A 25,605-nucleotide genomic window follows, 5' to 3' on the forward strand; every position below is an offset into this window, starting at 1 on the left:
GCTACTTCTCCTGCTCCTTGAGCTCGGGGCGGCCCGGCTGCTCGCCGCCGCGCTCCTTGATGTACGTCTCGGTGGGCACCATTACCTTGCGGCGGAAGACGCACACCAGGGTGCCGTCCTGCTTGTAGCCCTTGGTCTCGACGTAGACGATCCCGCGGTCGTTCTTCGACTTCGACGGCCACTTGTCCAGCACGGTCGTCTCGCCGTAGACCGTGTCGCCGTGGAAGGTCGGCGCCACGTGCCTGAGCGACTCGATCTCCAGGTTGGCGATCGCCTTGCCGGAGACGTCCGGGACGGACATGCCGAGCAGGAGCGAGTAGACATAGTTCCCGACCACCACGTTCTTGCCGAAGTCGGTCGTCTGCTCGGCGTAGTTGGTGTCCATGTGGAGCGGGTGGTGGTTCATGGTGAGGAGACAGAACAGGTGGTCGTCGTACTCCGTGACCGTCTTGCCCGGCCAGTGCTTGTACGTCGCCCCGACCTCGAACTCCTCGTACGTGCGTCCGAACTGCATCGCCGTCACGCCTCCGGGATCTCGAACGTGCTGGTGCGCCGCATGCCGGCGGCGCGGCCCTTGCCGGCGATGACCAGCGCCATCTTGCGGCTGGCCTCGTCGATCATCTCGTCGCCGAGCATCGCCGAGCCCTTCTTGCCGCCCGCCTCGGACGTGTAGTAGTCGTACGCGTCCAGGATCAGCTCGGCGTGGTCGTAGTCCTCCTGCGACGGCGAGAAGACCTCGTTGGCGGCGTCGACCTGACCCGGGTGCAGCACCCACTTGCCGTCGAAGCCCAGCGCGGCGGCGCGGCCGGCGACCTCGCGGAAGCCGTCGACGTTGCGGATCTGGAGGTAGGGGCCGTCGATCGCCTGGAGGTCGTTGGCGCGGGCGGCCATCAGGATCTTCATCAGGATGTAGTGGTAGGCGTCCGCCGGGTAGCCGGGCGGCTGCTCGCCCACGACCAGGGACTTCATGTTGATGGAGGCCATGAAGTCGGCCGGGCCGAAGATGATGGTCTCGACGCGCGGGGAGGCCTGCGCGATCTCATTGACGTTGTTCAGGCCCTGCGCGTTCTCGATCTGCGCCTCGATGCCGATCCGGCCGACCTCGAAGCCCATCGTCTTCTCGATCTGCGTCAGCAGCAGGTCCAGGGCGACGACCTGCTGGGCGTTCTGCACCTTCGGCAGCATGATGCAGTCCAGGTTCGGGCCCGCGCCCTCCACCACCGTGACGACGTCCCGGTACGTCCATTCGGTCGTCCAGTCGTTGACCCGGACCACGCGCGTCTTGCCCGTCCAGTCACCCTCGTTGAGGAACTTGACGATGGTGTGCCGCGCCTCGGGCTTGGCGAGCGGCGCGCACGCGTCCTCCAGGTCCAGGAAGACCTGGTCCGCGGGGAGGCCCTGCGCCTTCTCCAGGAAGCGCGGGTTGCTGCCCGGTACGGCCAGGCAGGAGCGCCGCGGGCGAAGGCGGTTGACAGGGGTCGTCATGCGGGGACCTCCAGGGGGTCGAGCTTGTTCGCTTTCCGGATCTCGTCGACGATGCGGCCGATGATCCCGGTGATGTCGAAGTCCTTCGGGGTGAAGACGGCGGCCACTCCGGCTTGCCGCAGCTGCTCGGCGTCACCGTTGGGGATGATGCCACCGGCGATCACCGGTATATCTGTGGCACCGGCCACACGCAGCCGCTGGAGCACATCGGGGACCAGCCGGGCGTGCGAGCCGGACAGGATCGACAGGCCCACGGCGTGCACGTCCTCGGCCAGGGCCGCGTCCACTATCTGCTCGGGCGTCAGCCGGATGCCCTGGTACACCACCTCGAAGCCGGCGTCCCGCGCGCGGACGGCGATCTGCTCGGCGCCGTTGGAGTGCCCGTCCAGGCCCGGCTTGCCGACCAGGAAGCGCAAGCGGGCGACGCCCAGCTCGCGGGCGGTGGCGTCCACCCTGGCGCGGACCTCGGCGAGCGCCGAGCCGGCCTCGGCGGCGACGGCCACCGGCGCCGAGGAGACCCCGGTGGGCGCCCGGTACTCGCCGAACACCTCGCGCAGGGCGCCCGCCCACTCGCCGGTGGTGACCCCGGCGCGGGCGCACTCCAGCGTGGCCTCCATCAGGTTGTCGGTGCCCTTGGCGGCCTCCTTCAGCCGCTCCAGCGCCTTGCAGGGGCGCGGGTGGTTGAAGGGCGGCTGGTAACGCGTGTCCCGCCAGCACCGGAGGGACTCGACGACGCGGGCCTCGACCGCCGGGTCGACCGTCATGATGGCGGTGTCCAGATCGGCCGTGAGCGGGTTGGGCTCGGTGCCCTCGAAGATGTTGACGCCGACGATCTTCTCCTCGCCGGCTTCGATCCGGGCCCGGCGCTCGGCGTGCGAGGCGACCAGCTGCGACTTGAGGTAGCCGGACTCCACGGCGGCCAGCGCGCCGCCCATCTCCTGGATGCGGTCGATCTCCGCGAGGGTGTCCTCGACCAGCCGGTCCACCTTCGCCTCGATCACCTTCGAGCCCTCGAAGATGTCGTCGTACTCCAGCAGGTCGCTCTCGTAGGCGAGGACCTGCTGGATGCGCAGGCTCCACTGCTGGTCCCAGGGCCGGGGCAGGCCCAGCGCCTCGTTCCAGGCGGGAAGCTGCACGGCACGCGCGCGTGCGTCCTTGGAGAGGGTGACCGCCAGCATCTCCAGCACGATCCGCTGGACGTTGTTCTCCGGCTGCGCCTCGGTCAGGCCGAGCGAGTTGACCTGGACGCCGTACCGGAACCGGCGCTGCTTGGGGTCCTCGATGCCGTACCGCTCGCGGGTGATCTGGTCCCAGATGCGGCCGAACGCGCGCATCTTGCACATCTCCTCGATGAAGCGGACGCCCGCGTTCACGAAGAAGGAGATACGGGCGACCACGTCCCCCATGCGCTCCCGCGGCACCTGGCCGGAGTCGCGCACGGCGTCGAGGACGGCGATGGCAGTGGACATCGCGTACGCGATCTCCTGCACCGGCGTGGCCCCGGCCTCTTGCAGGTGGTAACTGCAAATGTTGATCGGGTTCCACTTCGGGATGTGGGAGACCGTGTACGCGATCATGTCCGTCGTCAGGCGGAGCGAGGGTTCCGGCGGGAACACATGGGTGCCCCGGGACAGGTACTCCTTGACGATGTCGTTCTGGGTCGTGCCCTGGAGCTTGGTGACGTCCGCGCCCTGCTCCTCGGCGACGACCTGGTAGAGCGCCAGCAGCCACATGGCGGTGGCGTTGATCGTCATCGAGGTGTTCATCTGCTCCAGGGGGATGTCCTGGAACAGCCGGCGCATGTCACCGAGGTGTGCGACGGGCACGCCCACCCGGCCGACCTCGCCGCGCGCGAGGATGTGGTCGGGGTCGTAGCCGGTCTGTGTCGGCAGGTCGAACGCCACCGACAGACCGGTCTGGCCCTTGGCGAGGTTGCGCCGGTACAGCTCGTTGGACGCCTCCGCCGTGGAGTGACCGGCGTACGTCCGCATCAGCCACGGCCGGTCCTTCTGACGCTCTGTCATCTATGACCTCCCGGCTCTCAGACGTTCCGGAAGCGGTTGATGGCGTCGATGTGCTTCGCGCGCGTCTCCTGGTCGCGCACGCCCAGGCCCTCCTCGGGGGCGAGGCACAGCACGCCGACCTTGCCCTGGTGCAGGTTGCGGTGGACGTCGTAGGCGGCCTGGCCGGTGTCCTGGAGGGAGTAGACCTTGGAGAGGGTCGGGTGGATCTTGCCCTTGGCGATGAGGCGGTTGGCCTCCCAGGCCTCGCGGTAGTTCGCGAAGTGCGAGCCGATGATCCGCTTCAGCGACATCCACAGGTAGCGGTTGTCGTACTCGTGCAGGTAGCCCGAGGTCGAGGCGCAGGTGGTGATCGTGCCGCCCTTGCGGGTGACGTAGACGCTCGCGCCGAAGGTCTCGCGGCCGGGGTGCTCGAAGACGATGTCGATGTCCTCGCCGCCGGTCAGCTCGCGGATGCGCTTGCCGAAGCGCTTCCACTCCTTGGGGTCCTGGGTCCGCTCGTCCTTCCAGAACCGGTAGCCCTCGGCGTTGCGGTCGATGATCGCCTCGGCGCCCATGGACCGGCAGATCTCCGCCTTCTGCGGCGAGGACACGACACAGATCGGGTTGGCGCCGCCGGCCAGCGCGAACTGCGTGGCGTAGGAGCCGAGACCGCCGCTCGCCCCCCAGATCAGGACGTTGTCGCCCTGCTTCATGCCGGCGCCGTTGCGGGACACCAGCTGGCGGTACGCGGTGGAGTTGACCAGGCCCGGAGCGGCGGCCTCCTCCCAGCTGAGGTGGGCCGGCTTCGGCATGAGCTGGTTGGACTTGACCAGCGCGATCTCGGCGAGGCCGCCGAAGTTGGTCTCGAAGCCCCAGATGCGCTGCTCGGGGTCGAGCATCGTGTCGTTGTGGCCGTCGGAGGACTCCAGCTCGACCGACAGGCAGTGTGCGACGACCTCGTCGCCCGGCTTCCAGGCGTTCACACCGGGGCCGGTGCGCAGGACGACGCCCGCGAGGTCGGAGCCGATGATGTGGTACGGCAGGTCGTGGCGCTTGGCCAGCTCGTTGGTGCGGCCGTAGCGCTCCAGGAACCCGAACGTGGACAGCGGCTCGAAGATCGAGGTCCACACCGAGTTGTAGTTCACCGAGGAGGCCATGACGGCCACCAGGGCCTCGCCCGGGCCGAGCTCGGGCACGGGGACCTCGTCCAGGTGGATCGACTTGCGCGGGTCCTTGTCGCGGGTCTCCAGACCCGCGAACATCTCCGTCTCGTCCTTGTGGACGGTGATCGCCCGGTACGAGTCGGGGAGCGGCAGGGCGGCGAAGTCGGCGGACGTGGCGTCCTTCGACTGGATCGCGTCCAGGATGTCCTTCACGGTCACGGTGTTGCCTCCGGCGGGTGAGCGCCCTTGAGGGAGGGCGCCTGAGGGTTCGTCGGTGCTGTCAGTGCTGCTGAGGGTGGTGAGGGTGTGCCGTCGGTTCGGCTCGGTGGTGCTTCGGCAGCGCTTTGTGGCGCGGGAGGTTGCCTGTGACGCAGGCGCCGGGCGCGCAGGTGATGGTCTGCGGGGACAGCCCGGACTCCTTCAACGTATGACACCGCGTGTCACCCCGCAAGGCACTGAGTGCCAGAACTTGCTCTCAAATGAATTCTTTACTTGACAGATGAGCGATGATCGATCGAACGGCCCGCTACCGGCGGGTCAAAAAGGGCGCTGACATGCAAAAACGGCCACCCGGAGGGTGGCCGTTGTCACAGCGGGAAAGGTCGGGTCAGCGTTCCTTGAGGGCCTGTTCGATGGTGCGCATGACCTCTTCCAGGGGGGCGTCGGTGCGTGCGACGGTCACCAGCACCTCGCCCTCGACGGAGGCCGCCGCCGGCGCGGAGGCGGCCGTCCGGGGAGCCGTGCCGCGCCCGGCCCCGATGCCGGTGCCGAAGGTCTTGCGCACGATGGCGAAGGCGTGGTCCAGCTGGGCCTCCACGTCGCCCTGGCCGCCCGCCCGCAGCCAGCGCCTGAGGACGTGGTTGTGCGCGGTGACCACGGCGGAGGCGGCGACCTCGGCCAGCAGCGGGTCGTCGTTGGCGTCGTCCGCGTGCGCGTGCTCGTCGAAATGGCCGAGCAGGTACCGCGTGAACAGGCGCTCGTAACGGGCCACGGAGGCGATCTCGGCCTCGCGCAGGGTGGGCACCTCGCGCGTGAGCTTGTAGCGGGCGACCGAGATGTCCGGCCGCGCCGCGTACATCTTCATGACCTCCTTGATGCCCCGGCACACGGTGTCGAGCGGGTGCTCGTGCGCGGGCGCGGCGTTGAGGACCGCCTCCGCGCGGATCAGCGTGTCGTCGTGGTCCGGGAAGATCGCCTCTTCCTTGGAGCGGAAGTGGCGGAAGAAGGTGCGCCGGGCGACGCCGGCGGCGGCGGCGATCTCGTCGACGGTGGTGGCCTCGTACCCCTTGGTCGCGAACAGCTCCATGGCTGCTGCCGCCAGTTCCCGGCGCATCTTGAGCCGCTGGGCGGCGGCGCGGCTGCCTGCGGCACTCTCCGGCGCGTCGGGCGTAGCTGGTGTACGTGAGGACTTGGCGGGCTGGGACATGACCCGAACGTACTGCATGCGCGCAGCCCGATGCGCAGGTCCGGGGTGTCCCCCGCCCCCGGAGGACGGGGGACCGCCGGGCCGGGCCGGCGGGGCGGGGCCGCCCGGGTCGAGCAGTCCGCCCCAGTCCGGCTCCGTCCGGGACCAGTCGCCGGCGCCGTCAGCGGCGGGCATACTCGCGGAAGCCGCGGCCGGTCTTGCGGCCCAGGCAGCCCGCGGCCACCAGGTGCTCCAGCAGCGGAGCCGGGGCGAGACCGGGATCGCGGAACTCGCGGTGCAGCACCTTCTCGATGGCCAGCGAGACGTCCAGCCCGACCACGTCCAGCAGTTCGAAGGGGCCCATCGGGTAGCCGCCGCCCAGCTTCATCGCCGCGTCGATGTCGTCGAGGGACGCGTAGTGCTCCTGCACCATCTTGATCGCGTTGTTGAGGTACGGGAACAGCAGCGCGTTCACGATGAAACCGGCGCGGTCGCCGCAGTCCACCGCGTGCTTCTTGATCTTCGTGCAGACCTCGCGCACGGTCGCGTGGACGTCGTCCGCCGTCAGCACCGTCCGCACGACCTCGACCAGCTTCATCGCCGGTGCCGGGTTGAAGAAGTGCATGCCGATCACGTCCTGCGGGCGCGAGGTGGCGCGGGCGCAGGCGACGACGGGCAGCGACGAGGTGGTGGTCGCCAGGACCGCGCCCGGCTTGCACACCTTGTCCAGCGTGGCGAACAGCTGCCGCTTGACCTCCAGGTCCTCGGCGACCGCCTCGACCGCCAGGTCGACCTCGGCGAAGGCGTCGTAGGAGCCCGCCGGGGTGATCCGGTCCAGGACCCGCGCGGCGGCCTCGGCGGTCAGCCGGCCCTTGTCGACGGAGCGGGAGAGCGACGTGCCGATACGGGCCTTGGCGGCCTGCGCCTTCTCCTCGCTGCGGGCGGCCAGGACGACGTCGTAGCCGGCCTTGGCGAACACCTCGGCGATGCCGGAGGCCATGGTGCCGGACCCGGCGACGCCCACCGAGCGCACCTCGCGGCCCGCGACCGGGGAGGCGCCCGCCGCCGGGGTCAGCGCGTCCGGCACGACGGTCCCGCTGCACGGCGCCTCGTAGGTGTAGAAGCCGCGCCCCGACTTGCGGCCGGTCAGACCCGCCTCGCTGAGCTGCTTGAGGATCGGGGCGGGGGCGTGCAGCCGGTCCCGGGACTCGGCGTACATGGCCTCCAGGACCGTCCGCGCGGTGTCGACGCCGATCAGGTCCAGCAGGGCGAGCGGGCCCATGGGCAGGCCGCAGCCGAGCCGCATGGCGGCGTCGATGTCCTCGCGGGAGGCGTACCTGGCCTCGTACATGGCGGCGGCCTGGTTGAGGTAGCCGAAGAGCAGCCCGTCCGCGACGAAGCCGGGGCGGTCGCCGACCGCGACCGGCTCCTTGCCCAGCTCGATCGCCAGGTCGGTGACGGCCGCCACGGCCTGCGGCGCGGTCAGCACCGAGGAGACGACCTCGACCAGCTTCATCGCCGGCGCCGGATTGAAGAAGTGCAGGCCGAGCACGCGCTCGGGACGGGCGGAGCCGGCCGCCAGCCGGGTCACCGACAGCGCGTTGGTGCCGGTCGCCAGGATCGTCCCCGGGCGGACGATGCCGTCCAGCTCGCGGAAGATCTGCTGCTTGATCTCGTACGACTCCGGGGCCACCTCGATGACGAGGTCGGCGTCGGCCGCCGCGCCGAGGTCGGTGGCGGTGCGGACCCGGGCCAGCGCCCGGGCGCGCTCCTCCTCGGTGAGCCGGCCGCGCGCCACGGCGCGGGTGGTGGCGGCCTCCAGGGTGGCGAGCGCCTGCGCGGTCCGGGCCTCGCTGATGTCGATGCCGATCACCTCGCGGCCGGCCTTCGCGAGGACCTCGGCGATGCCGGTGCCCATGGTGCCGAGGCCGACCACGGCGATCGTCTTGAGCGGGGACAGCGGGGACAGAGCTGAGTCGGACAGGGGAGTGGCCATCGCGGGACTCCAGGAATGAGGGTGACGACGAGGAGCGCGCCGGGTGCGCCTCAGGGCGCACCACGGAGCGGGGAGAGTGCGGGTGTTGCCGGGCTGCGAGCGCACACGCCCGGGGGCGCCGGTGCCACGGGCGTGCACACGCCCGGGAGCGGCGGACTTCCGACCGGCTCTGTCCCGAAGCCGGGTCGTACCGCGGTACGCACGGCGTACCGAACCGACCTGCTCGCTCGCGACGGCCGCGTCACCAGACCTTCGCCAGCGGAAATGCGAGAGGGTTGCTCGCTCGTATGAGCTTAACCGGCGGGTAACGAGCGCGCTAGTCCCCGAGTGCGAACCGACTTTGTGATGTGGCTCCCTCCGCCGCCGCCACCCGCCTACGCTGGACCTCGTGGACGAAGAGTCGCGATCGCTCACGGAACGCTTACGGCGGGAGTCGGGCGGCTCGGCCGCGTTCGAGCACCTGCTGGCCACCGGGGACCAGGACGAACTGGCGGAGGTGCTCACCGCGCCCGGACAGCCGCTCTGGGCCAGGGAGCTGGCCGCGTTCCGCCTCGGCCGGGCCGGCGACCGGCGCGCCTTCGAGTCCCTGGTGCTGCTGCTCAACCACCGCGACCCGCCGCGCTGCGCCTCCGCCGCGCACGCCCTCGCCCGGCTCGGCGACCCGCGCACGGCACGGGCCGCCGCGGCCCTCGCCACCAACGAGCTCCGCGTCGCCTACGCCCTGCACCCGGTACGGCTCCTGGTCGCCCTGCGCGCCCCGGAGTCCGTGCCCGCGCTGATCACCACGCTGGAGCGGCGGCTGCGCCCGCACGACCCCTACCGCCGGGTGGCCCTCGCCTGCGTGGAGGGCCTGGGCGCGCTCGGCGACGCCCGCGCCCGGCGGGTCCTCACCGAGGCCCTCGCGCACCCCGCGCTCGCCGAGGCCGCGGTGCACGCGCTGGCGCGGATACCGGAACAGCAGCCGAGCTGACGCCCGGTCAGCCGCGCAGCGTCTTCACGTACCGCACCTCGGGCACCGGTACGCCGTCCACCTCGAAGGGCTCCTCGGCCCCGTCGGGCCGGAACCCGGCGCGTTCGTAGAAGCGGCGGGCGGGCGCGTTCTCCTTCAGGACCCACAGCAGCATGCGCGGGAACCCCCGGCACCGCTCGGCCGACGCGGCGAGCAGCGCCCGCCCGATCCCGCCGCCGAGCAGGGCCGGTTCCACGTAGATCGCGTACAACTCGGCGTCGCCGGTGCGCGTCCCGCCGTCCCGGTACGGCCCGTGCGCCGCCCACCCGACCACCGTGCCGTCCCGCTCGGCGACCAGGTTCACCACCGAGCCGTTCCCTTCGGCGAACCGGGCCCGCCGCCGCTCGGCGTCCGCGGTGACGCTGAGCCCGTCGAGGTACGGCTGCGGCATGAGCCCCCGGTAGGCGTGCCGCCAGCCACGGATCCGTATCCCGGAGACGCGGTCGCAGTCGGCGAGGGTCATCTCCCGGATCGTCAGGGCACTCACGCGGCCACCACCGCGAGGGCCTCGACCTCCAGCAGGAACTCCGGCGCCACCAGCCCGGCCACCCGCACCGCGGAGGAGGCGGGCAGGCGGTCGTCGGGTATGTGGGCGGCGCGGGCCGCGCGGATCGCCGGCATGTGGGCCATGTCCGTGACGAAGTACGTCAGCTTCACCACGTCCTCGAAGCGGGCTCCCGCGGCGGCCAGGCAGCGCCGCAGGTTCGCGAACACCTGCCGCGCCTGGGCCGCCGGATCACCCGGCCCGACCAACTCGCCGTCCTTGTCCAGGGGAAGCTGGCCGGAGACGGCGACGAGGCGGCCCGTCGCGGTCACCACATGGGTGTACTGGGCGGCGGGGAACACCCCGGCCGGCGCGGGAATGCGGATCGGTCCACGACCGGCCCGGGTCGGTTCGCTCATGGCCCCATGATGGCCCACCCCACTGACAACGCCCCCGACGGACGAGGTGCCCGGTGCCCGACCACCGGCTACCGGCTACCGGTGGGAGCCCAGCAGGCCGTGCAGGGTGGAGCCGCGGGAGCCCGATGACGCCGGCTTCGCCTTCAGCGGTGTCGGGGCGGGGGACCTCGGGCAGACCGCGTCCACCGGGCCGCCGCCGCGCGGCACCCTGCCGTCGCCCGGATACGCGGCCGGGTACCCGTCCGGACACGTGTTGCCGCTCAGCCTGACGCTGTGGTTGCCGCCGCCCTGCGAGACCGTGGGATGCCCTCCGACGCCCCGGGGCGTCCTCACATGAGGCTGAGCTGGACGGGCTCCGGCTCCGTGGGGGCCGGTGCCGGCTCGGCCGGGCGGATCCGGCGGGCCAGCCCCGGGCGCGCGGGCCCGATGCCGTACTCCTGCGCCAGCTCGTGCACCTGGCGGGTGATCCGGCGCTGGTACCACTTGGGCGCGTAGGCGCCCTCCGCGTACAGCCGTTCGTACCGCCGCACCAGGTGCGGATGGTGCTGTCCGAGCCAGGCCGTGAACCACTCCCGGGCGCCGGGGCGCAGGTGCAGCACCAGCGGGGTGACGGAGGTGGCCCCGGCCGCCGCGATGGCCCGTACCGTGGCCCGCAGTTGGTCCGGGTGGTCGCTCAGGAACGGGATCACCGGCGCCATCAGCACCCCGCAGCCGATCCCGTGCTCCCCGAAGGCGCGGACGACGTCCAGCCGGCGCTCGGGCGCGGGCGTGCCCGGCTCCACCGTGCGCCACAGCCCGGCGTCCAGGAAGCCGACGGAGACCGAGACGCCCACGTCCGTCACCTCCGCCGCCCGGACCAGCAGGTCCAGGTCGCGCAGGATCAGGGTGCCCTTGGTGAGGATGGAGAACGGGTTCGCGTGATCGGTGAGCGCGGAGATGATGCCCGGCATCAGCCGGTAGCGGCCCTCGGCGCGCTGGTAGCAGTCGACGTTGGTGCCCATCGCCACGTGGTCGCCCCGCCAGCGGGGGGAGCCGAGCTGGCGGCGCAGCACCTCGGGGGCGTTCACCTTGACCACGATCTGGGTGTCGAAGCCGATGCCGGTGTCCAGGTCCAGGTAGCCGTGCGTCTTGCGGGCGAAGCAGTAGACGCACGCGTGCGTGCAGCCCCGGTAGGGGTTGACCGTCCATTCGAACGGCATGCGGGAGGCGCCCGGCACCCGGTTCAGCACCGAGCGCGCCCGGACCTCGTGGAAGGTGATTCCTTGGAACTCGGGCGTGTCGAACGTCCGGGTGGTGACGGCGTCCGCGCCGAACAGCGCGGCGTCCGCGGCCCGGCCGTGTTCGCTCTCGTCCGTGAGGTTCTCCCAGCGCATGACGCCTCCTCGCTCGCGCTGCCCACAGAATAGAACACATGTTCCCATGATCGTGCGAACCCCGATTTGGGCGGCCGGGCGCCGGGGTGGTTGGCTTGCCCCAACCCCGAGGAACCAGGTCGTGGAGGAACGCAATGGCGCAGGTCGAGGCCACTACGGAGCGGGTCGTCGCGGCGGACGCGGAGAAGGTGTTCGACGCCCTCGCCGACTACCGCGGCACGCGGCAGAAGCTGCTGCCCGAGCAGTTCAGCGAGTACGAGGTGCGCGAGGGCGGCGACGGCGAGGGCACCCTCGTCCACTGGAAGCTCCAGGCCACCAGCAAGCGGGTGCGCGACTGCCTGCTGGAGGTCAGCGAGCCCACCGACGGGGAGCTGGTCGAGAAGGACCGCAACTCCTCCATGGTCACCACCTGGCGTGTCACCCCCGCCGGTGAGGGCGCCTCGCGCGTGGTCGTCACCACCACCTGGCAGGGCGCCGGCGGCATCGGCGGCTTCTTCGAGAGGACCTTCGCGCCCAAGGGCCTCGGCCGGATCTACGACGCCCTGCTCGCCAGGCTCGCCGCCGAGGTCGAGAAGTAGCCCAAGCACCCACCGGTGAAAGGGGGTTGACCGCCGGTCGGCCCCTTCACCGGTTCGAGTGCATCTCCGGCCCATACCGGATCGCGCCGTAACTCGCCGCAGTTGTTCGCAGTTGACGCCTTACGCGGGAAATGTGAACGGGTGTGACGAGGGGAGCGGTACATGGGCGGGACGACTCTGCTGAAGCGCGAGCCGGTCGTGGCACCGGCCTCCGGCGAGGAGACCGTGGTCGCACCGCCGCCTCCCGCGCCGCCCGCCGGCATCGGGCCCCGCCGGGCGCGGTTGGTCTTCGTCGGGCTGATGCTGGCCCTGCTGCTGGCCGCCCTCGACCAGATGATCGTCGCCACCGCCCTGCCGAAGATCGTCGGCGAACTGCACGGCCTGGACAAGATGTCCTGGGCGATCACCTCGTACCTGCTCACCTCCACCATCGGCCTGCCGGTCTACGGCAAACTCGGCGACCTGGTCGGCCGCAAGGGCGTCTTCCAGTTCGCCATCGCCGTCTTCGTCCTCGGCTCCGCCCTCGCCGGCCGGGCCGGGACCATGGACCAGCTGATCGCCTTCCGCGCGGTCCAGGGCGTCGGCGCCGGCGGACTCATGATCGGTGTGCAGGCGATCATCGCCGACATCGTGCCGCCCCGGGAGCGCGGCCGGTACATGGGCCTGATCGGCGCCGTCTTCGGTCTCGCCTCCGTCGCCGGACCGCTGCTCGGCGGCTACTTCACCGACCACCTCTCCTGGCGCTGGTGCTTCTACGTCAACGTCCCCTTCGGCCTGGTCACCCTGGCCGTCATCGCCGTCGTCCTCAAGCTCCCCAGACCGCGCGCACGCGCCCGGCTCGACGTCCTCGGCACCCTGCTGCTCGCCGCCGCCTCGACCTGCCTGGTCCTGCTCACCAGCTGGGGCGGCACCGAGTACGCCTGGGGCTCCCGGCAGATCCTCGGCCTCGGCGCCGGCGCCCTCCTCGCCACCGTCCTCTTCCTGGTCGCCGAGCGCTTCGCCGCCGAACCCCTGATCCCGCTGCGGCTGTTCCGCGACTCCGTGTTCGCCCTCAGCGGCCTGGTCGGCCTGGTGATCGGCGTCGCCCTGTTCGGCGCCGCCAGCTATCTGCCGACCTTCCTGCAAATGGTCGACGGCGCCAGCGCCACCGAGTCCGGGCTGCTGATGCTGCCGATGATGGCCGGCATCGTCGGCGCCTCCATCATCGGCGGACAGCTCATCAGCCACACCGGCCGCTACAAGGTCTACCCCGTGCTCGGCTGCGCCGTCGCCACCGTCGGCATGTGGCTGCTGTCCCGGCTTCAGACCGACACGCCCCGGCTGCACTACAGCGTCTGGATGGCCGTCCTCGGCGCCGGGATCGGCCTGGTCATGCCCGTCCTCGTCCTCGCCGTGCAGAACTCCGTCCGCCCCGCCGACCTCGGCACCGCCACCAGCGCCAACAACTACTTCCGGCAGATCGGCGGCAGCGTCGGCGCCGCCGTCTTCGGCACCCTCTTCGCCGACCGGCTCACCTCCTCGCTGCGCGAGGAGCTGCCCCCGCGCGCGGGCTCCGGACTGCCCGCCGCCGACTCGATCACCCCGCAGCTCGTCCACGCGCTGCCCCCGGCCCTGCGCGACGCCTACATCCGCGCCTACGCCGACGCGATGCCCCGGATCTTCCTCTACCTGGTGCCGGTGCTCGCCCTCGGCCTGCTCATCGCCTTCTTCCTCAAGGAGAAACCACTGGTGTCCCACAACACCGCCGAAACGGAGCCGCAGACCGTGACCGCCTCGATCCCCGGCGCCCGGGCGCCCTACGCCGCCGGGGTCCCCGTCTGCGGCACCGTGCAGCACCCCGACGGCACCGTGGTGCCCCGCGCGGCCCTCACCCTCATCGACGTCGCCGGACAGCAGATCGGACGGGGCGCCAGCGGCGACGACGGCCGGTACGCGCTCAGCACGCCCGGCTCCGGGTCGTACGTGCTGATCGCCGCCGCCGGCGGGCACCAGCCGCAGGCCGTCTCCGTCACCGTCGGCGAACGCCCCGTCGAACTCGACGTCGTCCTCGGCGGCGCCGGCCGCCTCGCCGGCAGCGTGCTCACCGCCGACGGCAGCCCCGTCCGCGACGCCGCCGTCACGCTCACCAACGTGCACGGCGAGGTCGTCGCGAGCACCCGCAGCGGGCGCGAGGGCGGCTACGTCATCACGGAACTGGTCGCGGGCGAGTACACCCTCGCCGCCAGCGCCCCCGCCTTCCGGCCCGCCGCGCTCCCGGTCACCGTGCAGGCCTCCCGGGAGACCCGGCAGGACGTCGAACTCGCGGGCGGCGCCGTGCTGAGGGGCACCGTCCGGGCGAGCGGCGGACGGCCCGTGGAGGACGCGCGCGTGACCCTGCTCGACGCCGCCGGCAACGTCGTCGACACCCTCACCACCGGAGCCGACGGAACGTTCCGGTTCGTCGACCTCTCCTCCGGCGAGTACACCGTCATCGCCGCAGGTTACCCGCCGGTCGCCACGGTGTTGCAGGTCGCGGGGGGTGGCCGGACGGAACGGGATCTCCAACTGGGCCACGAGGACTGAGCGGGGCGCCCGCTCGCCGCGCCGGAGCGATCAACTGGAACCAATTCCAGCATTGCCGCACATCGCGCCCGGCGGTCGTCCTACCGTAGTGGCGGGCGGCACAGATCGTTTGCGGACAGCCGTGGGGAGAGAGGGCCTGGGCCATGGACCGTGGCAGCGAGCGGGACACAGCTCCCGGGCGCGGCGTCGGCGACACCGCCGCGGGCCGGATTCCGCTGGCCGTGGTCGTCGTCGACCGGGCCGGACTGGTGTCCCACTGGAGCACCGGCGCGCGCCGCCTGTTCGGCGTGGGCCGCGAGGACGCCGTCGGACAGCCCGCGGCCGATCTGCTGCCCGTCTCCGGTGCCCTGCCGGAGGACCTCCAGGACGGCGCGGTGCCGGACGCGTGCGAGACGTACGACGGACCCGGCCCCGACCTGGAGACCTCGCTCGGCGGGCACACCGGCTACGCCACGGCCGGCCGCGCCCGCCTCTGCCCGCCCCCGCAGACGCCCGACGGCGAGCGGCTGGACGTGCTGTGGTGGGCCTACCCGCTGATCGGCCCCGGACCCGCCCGGCTGCTCGTGCTCGCCGCCGACGCCACCCGGCTGCGCGAGCGACGCGGCTACGACGACGAGACCGCCGAACGCATCTCGCCCGGCTTCGCCCGCCACACCGAACTGCCCGCCTCCGACGAACTCGAACGGCGGCTGCCCGAGATCCTGCCCAACATGGGTCCGGGACTCAGCGCCCGCATCGTCGCGCAGGTCCTCGAACTCGGCTATCCGATCCTGGAGTTCAGCCAGTACGAGCGGGTGCCCGTGACCCCGGACTGGGGCGTGCCCCGCCGCCCCGGCCGCACCCGCGCCGAAGAAGCCGTCGTACCGCAGCAGCGGGCCGTGACCGTGGTCCCGGCCGGCGCCGAACAGGACCTGGAGTACGCCGCCGTCCGCGAGCGGCTGGAGTTCCTCAACGAGGTCAGCTCCCGCATCGGCTCCTCCCTGGACCTCGGCGAGACCATCCGCGAGGTCACCAGCGCCGCCGTGCCCCGGTTCGCGGACTTCGCCGGCACCCATCTGCGCGCCGCGGTGCTGGCCGGCGAAGGCTTCCCGGACGGCCCGCCGGACGCCAGCACCGTGATGTTCCGCGTCTGGGTGGAGCACAACGACGAACCGGGCCGCTGGGACGACACCGTGCCCGTCGGCGAGGCCTTCGCCTTCCCCGAGCACACCCCCTTCTACAAGTGCATGGTCACCGGCGAGCCGGTGCTCGTCCCGAGGGTCACCGAGGAACTGTCCGAGCGCATCTCCGGCGAGTTCGAGAAGCGCGACCTGCGGCCCCTCATCAGCGGCCGGTCGCTGCTCATCGTCCCGCTCAAGGCGCGCAACGTCGTCCTCGGCTTCATGGTGCTGATGCGCCGCCCCGACCGGCCGCAGTTCGACGACATGGACCGCACCACGGGCGCCGAACTCGCCGCCCGCGCGGGCCTGGTGCTCGACAACGCCCGTATGTACACCTACCAGGAGAACGTCGCCGACACCCTCCAGGACAGCATGCTGCCGCAGGTCACCCCGCGGATGGCCGGCTGCGACATCGCCACCCGCTATCTGCCCGGCACCCGGCTCGGCCGGATCGGCGGCGACTGGTTCGACACCATCAAACTGCCCGGCTCCCGCACCGCCCTCGTGGTCGGCGACGTCATGGGCCACGGCCTGAACTCGGCCGCGATGATGGGCCAGTTGCGCACCGCCGTGCAGACCATGGCCGCGATGGAGACCCCGCCCGCCCAACTGCTGCGCAACCTGGACGACCTGGCCCGCAGGCTCGGCGACACCTACCTCGCCACCTGCCTGTACGCCGTGTACGACCCGATCCGCGGCGACCTCACCCTCGCCAACGCCGGCCACATCCCGCCCGTGCTGGTCCGCGCCGAGGACGGCCGCAGCGAACTCCTCGAACTGCCCACCGGCGCCCCGATCGGCGTCGGCGGCGTCCCCTTCGAGGTGACGCGGGTCAAGGTCGCGCCCGGCGACCGGCTGGTGCTGTGCACCGACGGCCTGGTCGAGGTGCGCGGCTCCGACATCGGCGAGGGCCTCGCCGCGCTCTGCGAGTCCGCCGCCCACCCCGCGGCCTCCATGGACGACGCCTGCGACACCATCATCCGCGCCCTGAACACCCGCGGCGGACGCAAGGACGACGTCGCCCTGCTCATGGCCCGCCTCAACGGCATCCCCGACGAGCACGTCGCCGAGTGGCGGCTCGACGCCGACCCGCGCGAGGTGGCCCGGGCCCGCCGCCTGGTCCGCGAACGGCTCCTGGAGTGGGGCCTGCCGCAGGCCGTGGAGACGGCCGAGCTACTGGTCAGCGAGGTCGTCACCAACGCCGTCCGGCACGCGGAGAGCGACCGGATCGGGCTGCGGGTGGTCCGCACGGACGCGCTGCTGTTCGAGGTCACCGACGACGAACCCGCCCTGCCCGCCATGCTGAGTGCCGGCCCCCACGACGAGTCGGGCCGTGGCCTGCGCGTGGTCAGCCGGCTGGCCCGGGAATGGGGCGCCAGCGCCAGCGGACACCGCAAGACCGTCTGGTTCGAGCAGGCCGTCACCAGCGGTCACTGACGTCGGACGCGGGGCGAGGACCGCGCGCCGCGCGGGGCGACCAGCGGCCGTACATCTCGTGAAGGTGACCACCGGACCCTTGCCCTGCTCCCGTTCCCCGCGATATCCCGATCACGGAACCGACCCGTGGGGAGATCACATGAACGTCTCGGAGAACTACCGCAACGCGTGGGAGAGTTACTGGCGTGAGACCTCCGACGGCCGGGGCGAGGCGATCTGGGACGCCGACCCCTCCCTGACCGCCGCACCGCACACCGACCTGCTCCTGCCCCACGCCGACACCGGCCGGACCATCGTCGACCTCGGCTGCGGCAACGGCACCCAGACCCGCTACCTGGCCACCCGCTTCGCCCGCGCCGTCGGCGTCGACCTCTCGCACGCCGCCGTCGAGCACGCCCGGCGCGCCGCGAACGGCGGCCCCGTCGAGTTCCAGCAGCTCGACCTCACCGACACCGACGCCGTCCGCGCCCTGCACCAGCGGCTCGGCGACAGCCATGTCTACATGCGGGCCGTCATCCACCAGAGCGAACCGGCCGCGCGCCCCGCGGTGGCCGCCGCCGTCGCCGAGCTCATAGGCACCGAGGGCCGCGCCTTCGTGGTCGAGCTCACCTCCGGCTCCCGCGACGTCCTGCGGCGGGCGGCGTCCGAGCCGGGCGGCCCGGGGCCCAAGCTCCAGCGCGTCTTCCACCACGGCCTCAAGCCCGCCGACGCCTCCGACGAGGAGATCCCGCAGCTGCTCGTCAAGGCCGGTCTCACCGTCCTGGCCGAGGGCGAGACGACACTGCCGCAGACCGAGCACCTCGCGGACGGCACCCGCATCGACCTGCCGGCCCGCTGGTTCGTCCTCGCCGGAGCCTGACCGGACCCGAGATCGCTTCCTCGGGCGAGGTCGTAGCCTGTCCGCCGCTCGACGCGTAACGTGACGGACCATGAAGATCCTCATCAGTGCCGACATGGAGGGTGCCACGGGCGTCACCTGGCCCGCCGACGTGTTGCCGGGGACGCCGCAGTGGGAGCGGTGCCGGTCGATGTTCACCTCGGACGTGAACGCCGCCGTGGAGGGCTTCTTCGACGGCGGCGCCGACCAGGTGCTCGTCAACGAGGCCCACTGGACCATGCGCAACCTCCTCCTGGAGCGCCTCGACGAGCGGGTCGAGATGCTCACCGGCCGGCACAAGGCGCTGTCCATGGTGGAGGGCGTCCAGCACGGTGACGTCGACGGCATCGCGTTCGTCGGCTACCACGCGGGCGCCGGCATGGAGGGCGTCCTCGCCCACACCTACCTGGCCAACCAGATCACCGGGGTGTGGCTGAACGACGTCCGTGCCAGCGAGGGTCTGCTCAACGCGCGCGTCGCCGCCGAGTACGGCGTCCCCGTCGTCCTCGTCACCGGCGACGACGTGGCCTGCGAGGACGCCCTCGGCTACGCGCCCGAGGCGCTGAAGGTCGCCGTCAAGGACCATGTGTCGCGGTACGCGGCCGTCTGCCGCACCCCGGCCCGGACCGCGGCCGACATCCGCGCGGCGGCCAAGGAGGCCGCGCGCCTGGCGGTCCGTCAGGAACCGGTGGACGCCGGGCCGTTCACGGTCGCCGTCGAGTTCGACGCCGAACATCTCGCGATGGCCGCGACCGTCGTGCCCGGCGTGGCGCGGACCGGGGAGCGGAAGGTGGCGTACACCAGCGCCACGATGTACGAGGGGATCAGGACGTTCAAGGCGGTCACCACGATCGTCTCTGCCGCCGTGGAGGAGCAGTATGGCTGACCAGCAGGCCGACGAACTGGCCCTGGCCGAGGTCGTGGAGTTCACCTCCGGCCTGATCCGCATCGACACCACCAACCGGGGCGGCGGTGACTGCCGGGAGCGGCCCGCCGCCGAGTACGCGGCCGAACGGCTGGCGGGGGCGGGCCTGGACCCGCTGCTGCTGGAGCGCACCCCGGGCCGCACCAACGTGGTCGCCCGGATCGAGGGCACCGACCCGTCCGCCGACGCGCTGCTGGTGCACGGGCATCTCGACGTGGTGCCGGCCGAGGCCGCCGACTGGACCGTGCACCCGTTCTCCGGTGAGGTCCGCGACGGCGTGGTGTGGGGGCGGGGCGCCGTCGACATGAAGAACATGGACGCGATGATCCTGGCCGTGGTCCGGTTCTGGGCCCGGCAGGGCGTACGGCCCCGCCGGGACATCGTCCTGGCGTTCACCGCCGACGAGGAGGCCAGCGCCGAGGACGGCTCCGGGTTCCTCGCCGACCGGCACCCCGAACTCTTCGAGGGCTGCACGGAGGGCGTCAGCGAGTCCGGCGCCTTCACCTTCCACGACGGGTCCGGGCGGGAGATCTACCCGATCGCCGCGGGGGAGCGGGGCACCGCCTGGCTGAAGCTCACCGCGCGGGGCCGGGCCGGGCACGGCTCCAAGGTGAACAGGGAGAACGCGGTGACCCGGCTGGCCGCCGCCGTCACCCGCATCGGCGAGCACGAGTGGCCGCTGCGGCTCACGCCCACCGTACGGGCCGCCCTCACCGAGCTCGCCGCGCTGTACGGCATCGACCCCGACTTCACCGACGTGGACCGGCTGCTGGAGAAGCTCGGCCCGGCCGCCAAGCTCGTCGAGTCGACCGTCCGCAACAGCGCCAACCCGACCATGCTGGACGCCGGTTACAAGCTCAACGTCATCCCGGGCGAGGCGGTCGCGCACGTGGACGGGCGCTGCCTGCCCGGCGGGGAGGCCGAGTTCACCGCCACGCTGGACGAGCTGACGGGGCCGGACGTCGACTGGGAGTTCGCGCATCGCGAAGTGGCCCTCCAGGCACCGGTGGACGCGCCGGTGTTCGCGAGGATGCGGGCCGCGGTGGAGGAGTTCGCGCCGGGCGGGCACGTGGTGCCGTACTGCATGTCGGGCGGCACGGACGCCAAGCAGTTCTCCCGGCTCGGCATCACCGGCTACGGCTTCACCCCGCTGAAGCTGCCCGTGGACCTCGACTACCAGGCGCTGTTCCACGGCGTGGACGAGCGGGTGCCCGTGGCGGCGCTGCACTTCGGGGTCCGCGTCCTGGACCGGTTCCTGCGGACGGCCTAGACGATGGGGGAGCGGATGCGGAGCGCGCCGTACGGATCGTGGCCCTCGCCGATCGACGCGGCCCTCGCCGCCGCGCACGACGGGCGGCCGGACTGGGTGGGTTTCGTCGGGGACGAGGTCTGGTGGACCGAGCCCCGGCCGGCCGAGGGCGGCCGGCGGGCCCTGGTACGGCGGCGGGCCGAAGGGGGCGAGGAGTCGGTGCTGCCCGCGCCGTGGAACGTGCGCAGCCGGGTCATCGAGTACGGCGGCCGGCCCTGGACCGGGGCGGTCCGGGCCGGCCGGCCGCTGATCGTCTTCGTGCACTTCGCCGACCAGCGGCTGTACCGGTACGAGCCCGGCGGCGAGCCCGCCCCGCTCACCCCGGTCTCCCCGGTGGGCGGCGGCCTGCGCTGGGCGGAGCCCCGGATCGACCTCGCCCGCGGTGAGGTGTGGTGCGTGCTGGAGGAGTCCACCGGGGACGGCCCCGACGACATACGGCGGGTGCACGCCGCCGTACCGCTGGACGGTTCGGCCGCCGACGACCGCGCCGCCGTCCGCGAACTGGTCGAGCCCCGGCACCGGTTCGTCACCGGCGCCCGGCTCTCCCCGGACGGCCGGCGGGCCGCCTGGCTGGCCTGGGACCACCCGCGGATGCCGTGGGATGGGACGGAGCTGCTGGTCGCCGACGTGGGGGAGGACGGCCGGCTGACACACGCGCGGACCGTCGCCGGCGGCCCGGACGAGGCCGTCGCCCAGGTCGAGTGGTCGGCGGACGGCCGCCTGCTGTACGTGAGCGACCGCAGCGGCTGGTGGAACCTCTACCGTGACGGCACCCCCCTGTGCCCGCGCGAGGAGGAGTTCGGCGGGCCGCTGTGGCAGCTCGGGCTGCGCTGGTTCGCGCCCCTGGACAACGGACTGCTGGCGGTCGTGCACGGCCGGGGGCCGGCCGCGCTCGGGATACTGGACCCGGAGTCCGGCGAGATCGTGGACGCCGTCGGGCCGTGGACGGAGTGCGCCGCCGGCCTCGCCGCCCACGGCACACGCGTCGTCGCGGTCGCCGCCGGCCCCCGCACCGCCTACGAAGTGGTCGAACTGGACACCGCCACCGGCCGCGCCCGGGTGATCGGCTCCCCGCACCGGGACCCCGTCGACCCCGCCTACTACCCCGAGCCGCGGACCCGCACCTTCACCGGCCCCGACGGCCGCGAGGTGCACGCCCACCTCTACCCGCCGCACCACCCCGCCCGCACCGCCCCCGACGGCGAACTGCCCCCGTACGTCATCTGGGCGCACGGCGGCCCCACCAGTCGGGTGCCGCTCGTACTGGACCTGGAGATCGCCTACTTCACCTCGCGGGGCATCGGGGTCGCGGAGGTGAACTACGGCGGCTCCACCGGGTACGGCCGGGCCTACCGGGAGCGGCTGCGCGAGCAGTGGGGCGTGGTCGACGTCGAGGACTGCGCGGCCGTCGCCCGGGCCCTCGCCGACGAGGGCACCGCCGACCCCGCCCGGCTGGCGATCCGGGGCGGCAGCGCGGGCGGCTGGACCACCGCCGCCTCCCTGGCCACGACCGACGTCTACGCCTGCGGCACCGTCATCTACCCGGTGCTCGACCTCGCCACCTGGGGCCCCGGCGAGACCCACGACTTCGAGTCCCGCTACCTGGAGTCGCTGATCGGCCCGCGCGCCGAGGTGGCCGACCGGTACGCCGAACGCTCGCCGACCACGCACGCCGACCGGCTCACCGCGCCGTTCCTGCTGCTCCAGGGCCTGGACGACGTCATCTGCCCGCCCGCCCAGTGCGAACGCTTCCTCGCCCGGATCGCGGGCCGGGGCGTGCCGCACGCCTACCTCACCTTCGCGGGGGAGGGGCACGGGTTCCGGCGGGCCGACACCATGGTCCGCGCCCTGGAGGCCGAACTGTCCCTGTACGCCCAGGTGTTCGGGCTGGACCCGACACCGCCGGTGCCGAAGGTGGAGCTGAACCCATGAAGGAACTCCTGCGGCCGCGCAGGCTGGCCCCGGGCGCGCGGGTCGCCGTCGTCGCCACCAGCGGACCGGTGCCCGAGGAGCGGCTCCAGGCGGGCCTCGACGTGCTGCGCGGCTGGGACCTCGACCCGGTGGTCGGACCCCATGTCCTGGACCGGCACCCGGAGTTCGGCTACCTGGCCGGCACGGACGCCGACCGCGCCGCCGACCTCCAGAACGCCTGGTGCGACCCCACCGTGGACGCCGTGCTGTGCGCCCGCGGCGGCTACGGCGCGCAGCGCATGATCGACCTGCTCGACTGGGACGCGCTGCGGGCGGCCGGGCCCAAGGTCTTCGTCGGGTTCAGCGATCTGACCGTCCTGCACGAGGCCTTCGCGACCCGCCTGGGCCTGGCCACCCTGCACGGGCCGATGGCGGCCGGCGTCGACTTCATCAAGAACGCGCGGGCCCAGGAGCACCTGCGGGCCACGCTGTTCGCCCCCGAGACCGTCCGCACGATCGCCTCCGGCGGTACGGCCCTCGTCCCGGGCCGCGCCCGGGGCGTCACCCTCGGTGGCTGCCTGTCCCTGCTCGCCGCCGAACTCGGCACCCCGCACGCGCGGCCCTCCGCGCGCGGCGGACTGCTCTGCCTGGAGGACGTGGGCGAGGAGACGTACCGGCTGGACCGGTACCTCACCCAGTTGCTGCGCTCCGGCTGGCTGGAGGGGGTGCGCGGGGTGCTGCTCGGCTCCTGGGAGGGCTGCGCGGACTACGCCGGACTGCGGCCCCTGCTGGCCGACCGGCTCGGCGGACTCGGCGTCCCGGTGGCGGAGAACGTCGGATTCGGCCACGGCGAGGGGGCGTTGACGATGCCGCTAGGCGTCGCGGCCACACTGGACGCGGAGGCGGGCACGCTGACGCTGGACGAGCCGGCGCTGCGCTGACGCGGCGGCCGGCCGGAGGGGCCGGCGCCACGCGGACGCCGTAGGCTGGCCGGATGCCGCACCCGCCGTCCCGCCCCCTCGCCGAGGGCCCGCGCGTCGCCCTCCGCCCCTTCACCCTCGCCGACGGCCCCGAGTTCACCGCACGGGCCCGGGAGAGCAGGGACCTGCACCGGCCCTGGCTGTTCCCGCCGGACACCGAGGAGGCGTACGCCGACTACGCCGGCCGCCTCATCGAGGACCCGGCGCGGGCCGGCTTCCTGGTGTGCGAGAAGGACAGCGGGGCCATCGCCGGCTTCATCAACATCAACAACATCGTGCGCGGCGGCTTCCAGTCCGGCGCCCTCGGCTACGGCGTCTTCGCGCACGCGGCCGGGCGGGGCCTGATGCGCGAAGGGCTGGAGCTGGTGATCGGGTACGCGTTCGGGCCGCTCGGCCTGCACCGGCTGGAGATCAACGCCCAGCCGGGCAACGCGGCCTCCCTCGCCCTCGCCCGGGGCGCCGGGTTCCGCCGGGAGGGGTTCTCACCCGACATGATCTACGTCGACGGGGCCTGGCGCGATCACGAACGCTGGGCGCTCACCACCGAGATGCGCGACTGAGCGGGTTCAGCCCCGCTGGTCCACGTACTCGAAGACCGAGCCGTCCGGGTGCACCGCCAGCAGGTTCCGGCCCGCCGGCGTCGGTACCGGCCCGGCGACGATCGTGGCGCCCAGCCCGGTCAGCAGCCGGTGGGCCTCGTCCACGTCCTTCACCGCGATCGTCGCCGTCACCTTGCGCAGGATCTCCAGCTCCGACTCGGGACCGCTCATCAGCAGGAAGGAACCGACCGCGGCGACCTGGACGCCGCCGCGCTGGAAGCGCAGGGCCGTGCCGCCCGCCAGGCGCTCGTAGAAGGGGATCGCGGCTTCGAGGTCGTCGACGCAGATGCGCAGCGAGGCGCCCAGAATCTCCATGCGTCCGAGCCTAGTTGGGGTCGCCGGGCGCGCGCAGGCCCCCCGGGCGTTACCCACTGTGTCCGGCGGGTACCCGCAGGGTATGGACCGTTTGGATCACCTGGAACATCTGGACAAGCACCTTGTCGAAGAGCTGGCACAGGTGGCACGCGAGACGGTACGCGAGGAGCTGCGCGAGCAGTCCCGCAAACAGCGCCGCACCGCCGTGCTCTACGCGGCGTCGGGTGCCGCCGCCCTCTACGCGGGCGGCGCGGTGGCCCTCGCCGTGGGCCTGGCCCTGGCGATCGGCCTGCCCGGCTGGGCCGCGGCACTGATCACCGCCGCGCTCCTAGGCGCGGTGGCCTACTTCCTCCGCGGCGCCGCCCACTCCGGGCACGGGCCCCACGCCCCGCACCGCGTGGTCGGCGGCACCCCGCCGCCCGCCCCGCCGGGCGGTCTGGGCATGCCGTACCCGCCGGTGCCGCAGACTCCCCCGATGCCACACACACCGCCGGACGCGCCCCACCGCGGGGCCTGACGGCGAGGGGTGGGGCCGCCGGCACCGCCCCGCCCCCCGTCAGCCGAGTTGCGGCAGCACCTTCGTCCGGTAGAAGTCGAAGAACCCCCGCTGGTCCGGCCCGATCTGGTTCACGTACACCCGGTCGAACCCGGCGTCGGCGAACGCCTTCAGCGCCGAGACGTGCTCGTCCACGTCGTCCCCGCACACCGACTTCTCCCGCACCATGTCCTCGGTGACCAGTTCCTGCAACTGCTCGAAGTGCCGCGGCGAGGGCAGCACCTGCCCCATCTCGCCGGGCAGCAGCTCGTTGTACCAGAGCCGGTGCACCGTACGGACGCACTCGTCGCGGTCGGGGCCGTAGCAGACCTTCGTGCCCCCGCTGACCAGCTTGGCCCCGCCGCCGCCCTTGCGGAACCGGGTGACCATCTCCTCCTCCGGCATCATCGTGATGTAGCCGTCGCCCACGCGGGCGGCCAGGGCGGTCGCCTTCGGGCCGAAGCCGGAGATGTCGATCGGGACGGGCTCCTCGGGGACGGTGTAGAGGCGGGCGTTCTCCACGGTGTAGTGGGTGCCGTGGTGGGTGACCTCCTCGCCGGTGAAGAGCCGGCGCATCACCTGGATCGCCTCCTCCAGCATCTCCAGGCGCACGGACAGCGGCGGCCACGGGTCGCCGAGGATGTGCTCGTTCAGCGCCTCGCCGGTGCCGAGGCCGAGCCGGAAGCGGCCCTGTGTCATCACCGCGCTGGTCGCCGCGGCCTGCGCCACGACCGCCGGGTGCATCCGCACGGTCGGGCAGGTCACCGCGGTCTCGATGGGCAGCGACACCGCCTCCGACAGTGCTCCGATCACCGACCACACGAACGCGCTCTGTCCCTGCGCGTCGTTCCACGGGTGGTAGTGGTCGGAGATCCACAGCGCCTGGAAACCGGCCTGCTCGGCCATCCGGGCCTGTTCGACGAGGGCTGCGGGGTCGTGCTCCTCGCTCGCCAGGAAATAGCCGTACTCGGGCATGGGGGGAACCTCCGCGCGGGCGAAGCTGGTGGGGTGATCCGGACGCGGCCCGGGTAACCGGGGCCGACAGCGCGAAACGCGGGCACGTCGGTGCGCGGCGGGCCC

General features: G+C 72.6%; 22 protein-coding genes. 11 read left to right on the top strand and 11 right to left on the bottom strand.

Annotation, left to right across the window (positions count from 1 at the left end; translation table 11 throughout):
• Position 1: 1 nt before the first annotated feature.
• From AQJ11_RS05615 to AQJ11_RS05640, 6 genes are all read right to left on the bottom strand, one after another.
• Positions 2–514, bottom strand: coding sequence for a MaoC family dehydratase (locus AQJ11_RS05615; RefSeq protein WP_059262076.1), 513 nt, complete (start codon positions 512–514; stop codon positions 2–4).
• Positions 515–519: 5 nt separating this feature from the next.
• Positions 520–1,485 (bottom strand): HpcH/HpaI aldolase/citrate lyase family protein, encoded by a 966-nt coding sequence (locus AQJ11_RS05620; RefSeq protein ID WP_014675984.1) that lies wholly within the window; start codon positions 1,483–1,485, stop codon positions 520–522.
• The gene (locus AQJ11_RS05625; protein ID WP_059262077.1) at positions 1,482–3,509 is read right to left on the bottom strand and encodes a protein meaA; all 2,028 of its coding nucleotides are present in this window, start codon (positions 3,507–3,509) and stop codon (positions 1,482–1,484) included. The genes AQJ11_RS05620 and AQJ11_RS05625 overlap by 4 nt, the downstream gene beginning before the upstream one ends.
• 17 nt (positions 3,510–3,526) lie before the next feature.
• A complete protein-coding gene (gene ccrA / locus AQJ11_RS05630) occupies positions 3,527–4,864 on the bottom strand; it encodes a crotonyl-CoA carboxylase/reductase (protein WP_203349168.1) in 1,338 nt (445 codons plus the stop codon).
• A 394-nt stretch (positions 4,865–5,258) separates the two neighbouring features.
• Complete coding sequence (locus AQJ11_RS05635; protein WP_200866718.1) at positions 5,259–6,077, bottom strand: TetR family transcriptional regulator; 819 nt, start codon at positions 6,075–6,077, stop codon at positions 5,259–5,261.
• Between the two features lie 160 nt (positions 6,078–6,237).
• The gene (locus tag AQJ11_RS05640) at positions 6,238–8,052 is read right to left on the bottom strand and encodes a 3-hydroxyacyl-CoA dehydrogenase family protein (RefSeq protein ID WP_059262078.1); all 1,815 of its coding nucleotides are present in this window, start codon (positions 8,050–8,052) and stop codon (positions 6,238–6,240) included.
• Positions 8,053–8,440: 388 nt separating this feature from the next.
• Between AQJ11_RS05640 and AQJ11_RS05645 the strand changes: the two genes are divergently transcribed.
• Positions 8,441–9,022, top strand: coding sequence for an adenylosuccinate lyase (locus AQJ11_RS05645; protein ID WP_014675989.1), 582 nt, complete (start codon positions 8,441–8,443; stop codon positions 9,020–9,022).
• Positions 9,023–9,029: 7 nt separating this feature from the next.
• Here the strand turns inward: AQJ11_RS05645 and AQJ11_RS05650 are convergent, their stop codons facing one another.
• From AQJ11_RS05650 to AQJ11_RS05665, 3 genes are all read right to left on the bottom strand, one after another.
• The gene (locus tag AQJ11_RS05650; protein WP_059262079.1) at positions 9,030–9,548 is read right to left on the bottom strand and encodes a GNAT family N-acetyltransferase; all 519 of its coding nucleotides are present in this window, start codon (positions 9,546–9,548) and stop codon (positions 9,030–9,032) included.
• Positions 9,545–9,964, bottom strand: a complete 420-nt coding sequence (locus AQJ11_RS05655; RefSeq protein ID WP_059262080.1) for a RidA family protein — start codon at positions 9,962–9,964, stop codon at positions 9,545–9,547. Before AQJ11_RS05655 ends, AQJ11_RS05650 begins: the two co-directional genes overlap by 4 nt.
• A gap of 329 nt (positions 9,965–10,293) precedes the next feature.
• Entirely contained in the window at positions 10,294–11,337 is a 1,044-nt protein-coding gene (locus AQJ11_RS05665; RefSeq protein WP_059262081.1) for an Rv2578c family radical SAM protein, read from the bottom strand.
• A 134-nt stretch (positions 11,338–11,471) separates the two neighbouring features.
• Between AQJ11_RS05665 and AQJ11_RS05670 the strand changes: the two genes are divergently transcribed.
• The 9 genes from AQJ11_RS05670 (at position 11,472) to AQJ11_RS05710 (ending at position 23,636) form a co-directional block, all read left to right on the top strand.
• Complete coding sequence (locus AQJ11_RS05670; RefSeq protein WP_058082695.1) at positions 11,472–11,915, top strand: SRPBCC family protein; 444 nt, start codon at positions 11,472–11,474, stop codon at positions 11,913–11,915.
• A 162-nt stretch (positions 11,916–12,077) separates the two neighbouring features.
• The gene (locus tag AQJ11_RS05675; RefSeq protein ID WP_059262082.1) at positions 12,078–14,477 is read left to right on the top strand and encodes an MFS transporter; all 2,400 of its coding nucleotides are present in this window, start codon (positions 12,078–12,080) and stop codon (positions 14,475–14,477) included.
• A 143-nt stretch (positions 14,478–14,620) separates the two neighbouring features.
• Positions 14,621–17,074: an ATP-binding SpoIIE family protein phosphatase gene (locus AQJ11_RS05680; RefSeq protein WP_059262083.1), complete on the top strand. Its 2,454-nt coding sequence runs from the start codon at positions 14,621–14,623 to the stop codon at positions 17,072–17,074.
• Positions 17,075–17,213: 139 nt separating this feature from the next.
• Complete coding sequence (locus tag AQJ11_RS05685) at positions 17,214–17,933, top strand: class I SAM-dependent methyltransferase (RefSeq protein ID WP_014675997.1); 720 nt, start codon at positions 17,214–17,216, stop codon at positions 17,931–17,933.
• A 70-nt stretch (positions 17,934–18,003) separates the two neighbouring features.
• Positions 18,004–18,837 carry a M55 family metallopeptidase gene (locus tag AQJ11_RS05690; RefSeq protein ID WP_059262084.1) on the top strand — a complete coding sequence of 278 codons (834 nt, stop codon included), beginning with the start codon at positions 18,004–18,006 and terminating at the stop codon, positions 18,835–18,837.
• Positions 18,830–20,146: a M20/M25/M40 family metallo-hydrolase gene (locus AQJ11_RS05695; RefSeq protein ID WP_014675999.1), complete on the top strand. Its 1,317-nt coding sequence runs from the start codon at positions 18,830–18,832 to the stop codon at positions 20,144–20,146. Before AQJ11_RS05690 ends, AQJ11_RS05695 begins: the two co-directional genes overlap by 8 nt.
• Positions 20,147–20,149: 3 nt before the next feature.
• Positions 20,150–22,117, top strand: coding sequence for a S9 family peptidase (locus AQJ11_RS05700; RefSeq protein WP_059262085.1), 1,968 nt, complete (start codon positions 20,150–20,152; stop codon positions 22,115–22,117).
• Positions 22,114–23,037: a S66 peptidase family protein gene (locus tag AQJ11_RS05705; protein WP_014676001.1), complete on the top strand. Its 924-nt coding sequence runs from the start codon at positions 22,114–22,116 to the stop codon at positions 23,035–23,037. The genes AQJ11_RS05700 and AQJ11_RS05705 overlap by 4 nt, the downstream gene beginning before the upstream one ends.
• Before the next feature lie 53 nt (positions 23,038–23,090).
• Positions 23,091–23,636 (top strand): GNAT family N-acetyltransferase, encoded by a 546-nt coding sequence (locus tag AQJ11_RS05710; protein WP_059262086.1) that lies wholly within the window; start codon positions 23,091–23,093, stop codon positions 23,634–23,636.
• Positions 23,637–23,642: 6 nt separating this feature from the next.
• Here the strand turns inward: AQJ11_RS05710 and AQJ11_RS05715 are convergent, their stop codons facing one another.
• The gene (locus AQJ11_RS05715; RefSeq protein WP_014676003.1) at positions 23,643–23,990 is read right to left on the bottom strand and encodes a VOC family protein; all 348 of its coding nucleotides are present in this window, start codon (positions 23,988–23,990) and stop codon (positions 23,643–23,645) included.
• Positions 23,991–24,072: 82 nt separating this feature from the next.
• On the opposite strand from AQJ11_RS05715, the gene AQJ11_RS05720 reads away from it, so the two are divergent.
• Positions 24,073–24,507: a phage holin family protein gene (locus AQJ11_RS05720; RefSeq protein WP_059262087.1), complete on the top strand. Its 435-nt coding sequence runs from the start codon at positions 24,073–24,075 to the stop codon at positions 24,505–24,507.
• 39 nt (positions 24,508–24,546) lie between these two features.
• On the opposite strand, the gene AQJ11_RS05725 is transcribed toward AQJ11_RS05720, so the two are convergent.
• The gene (locus AQJ11_RS05725) at positions 24,547–25,500 is read right to left on the bottom strand and encodes an LLM class F420-dependent oxidoreductase (protein ID WP_059262088.1); all 954 of its coding nucleotides are present in this window, start codon (positions 25,498–25,500) and stop codon (positions 24,547–24,549) included.
• Positions 25,501–25,605: the final 105 nt, after the last annotated feature.

Origin of the sequence: Streptomyces corchorusii (genome assembly GCF_001514055.1) — a bacterium.
GTDB lineage: Bacteria > Actinomycetota > Actinomycetes > Streptomycetales > Streptomycetaceae > Streptomyces > Streptomyces olivaceoviridis.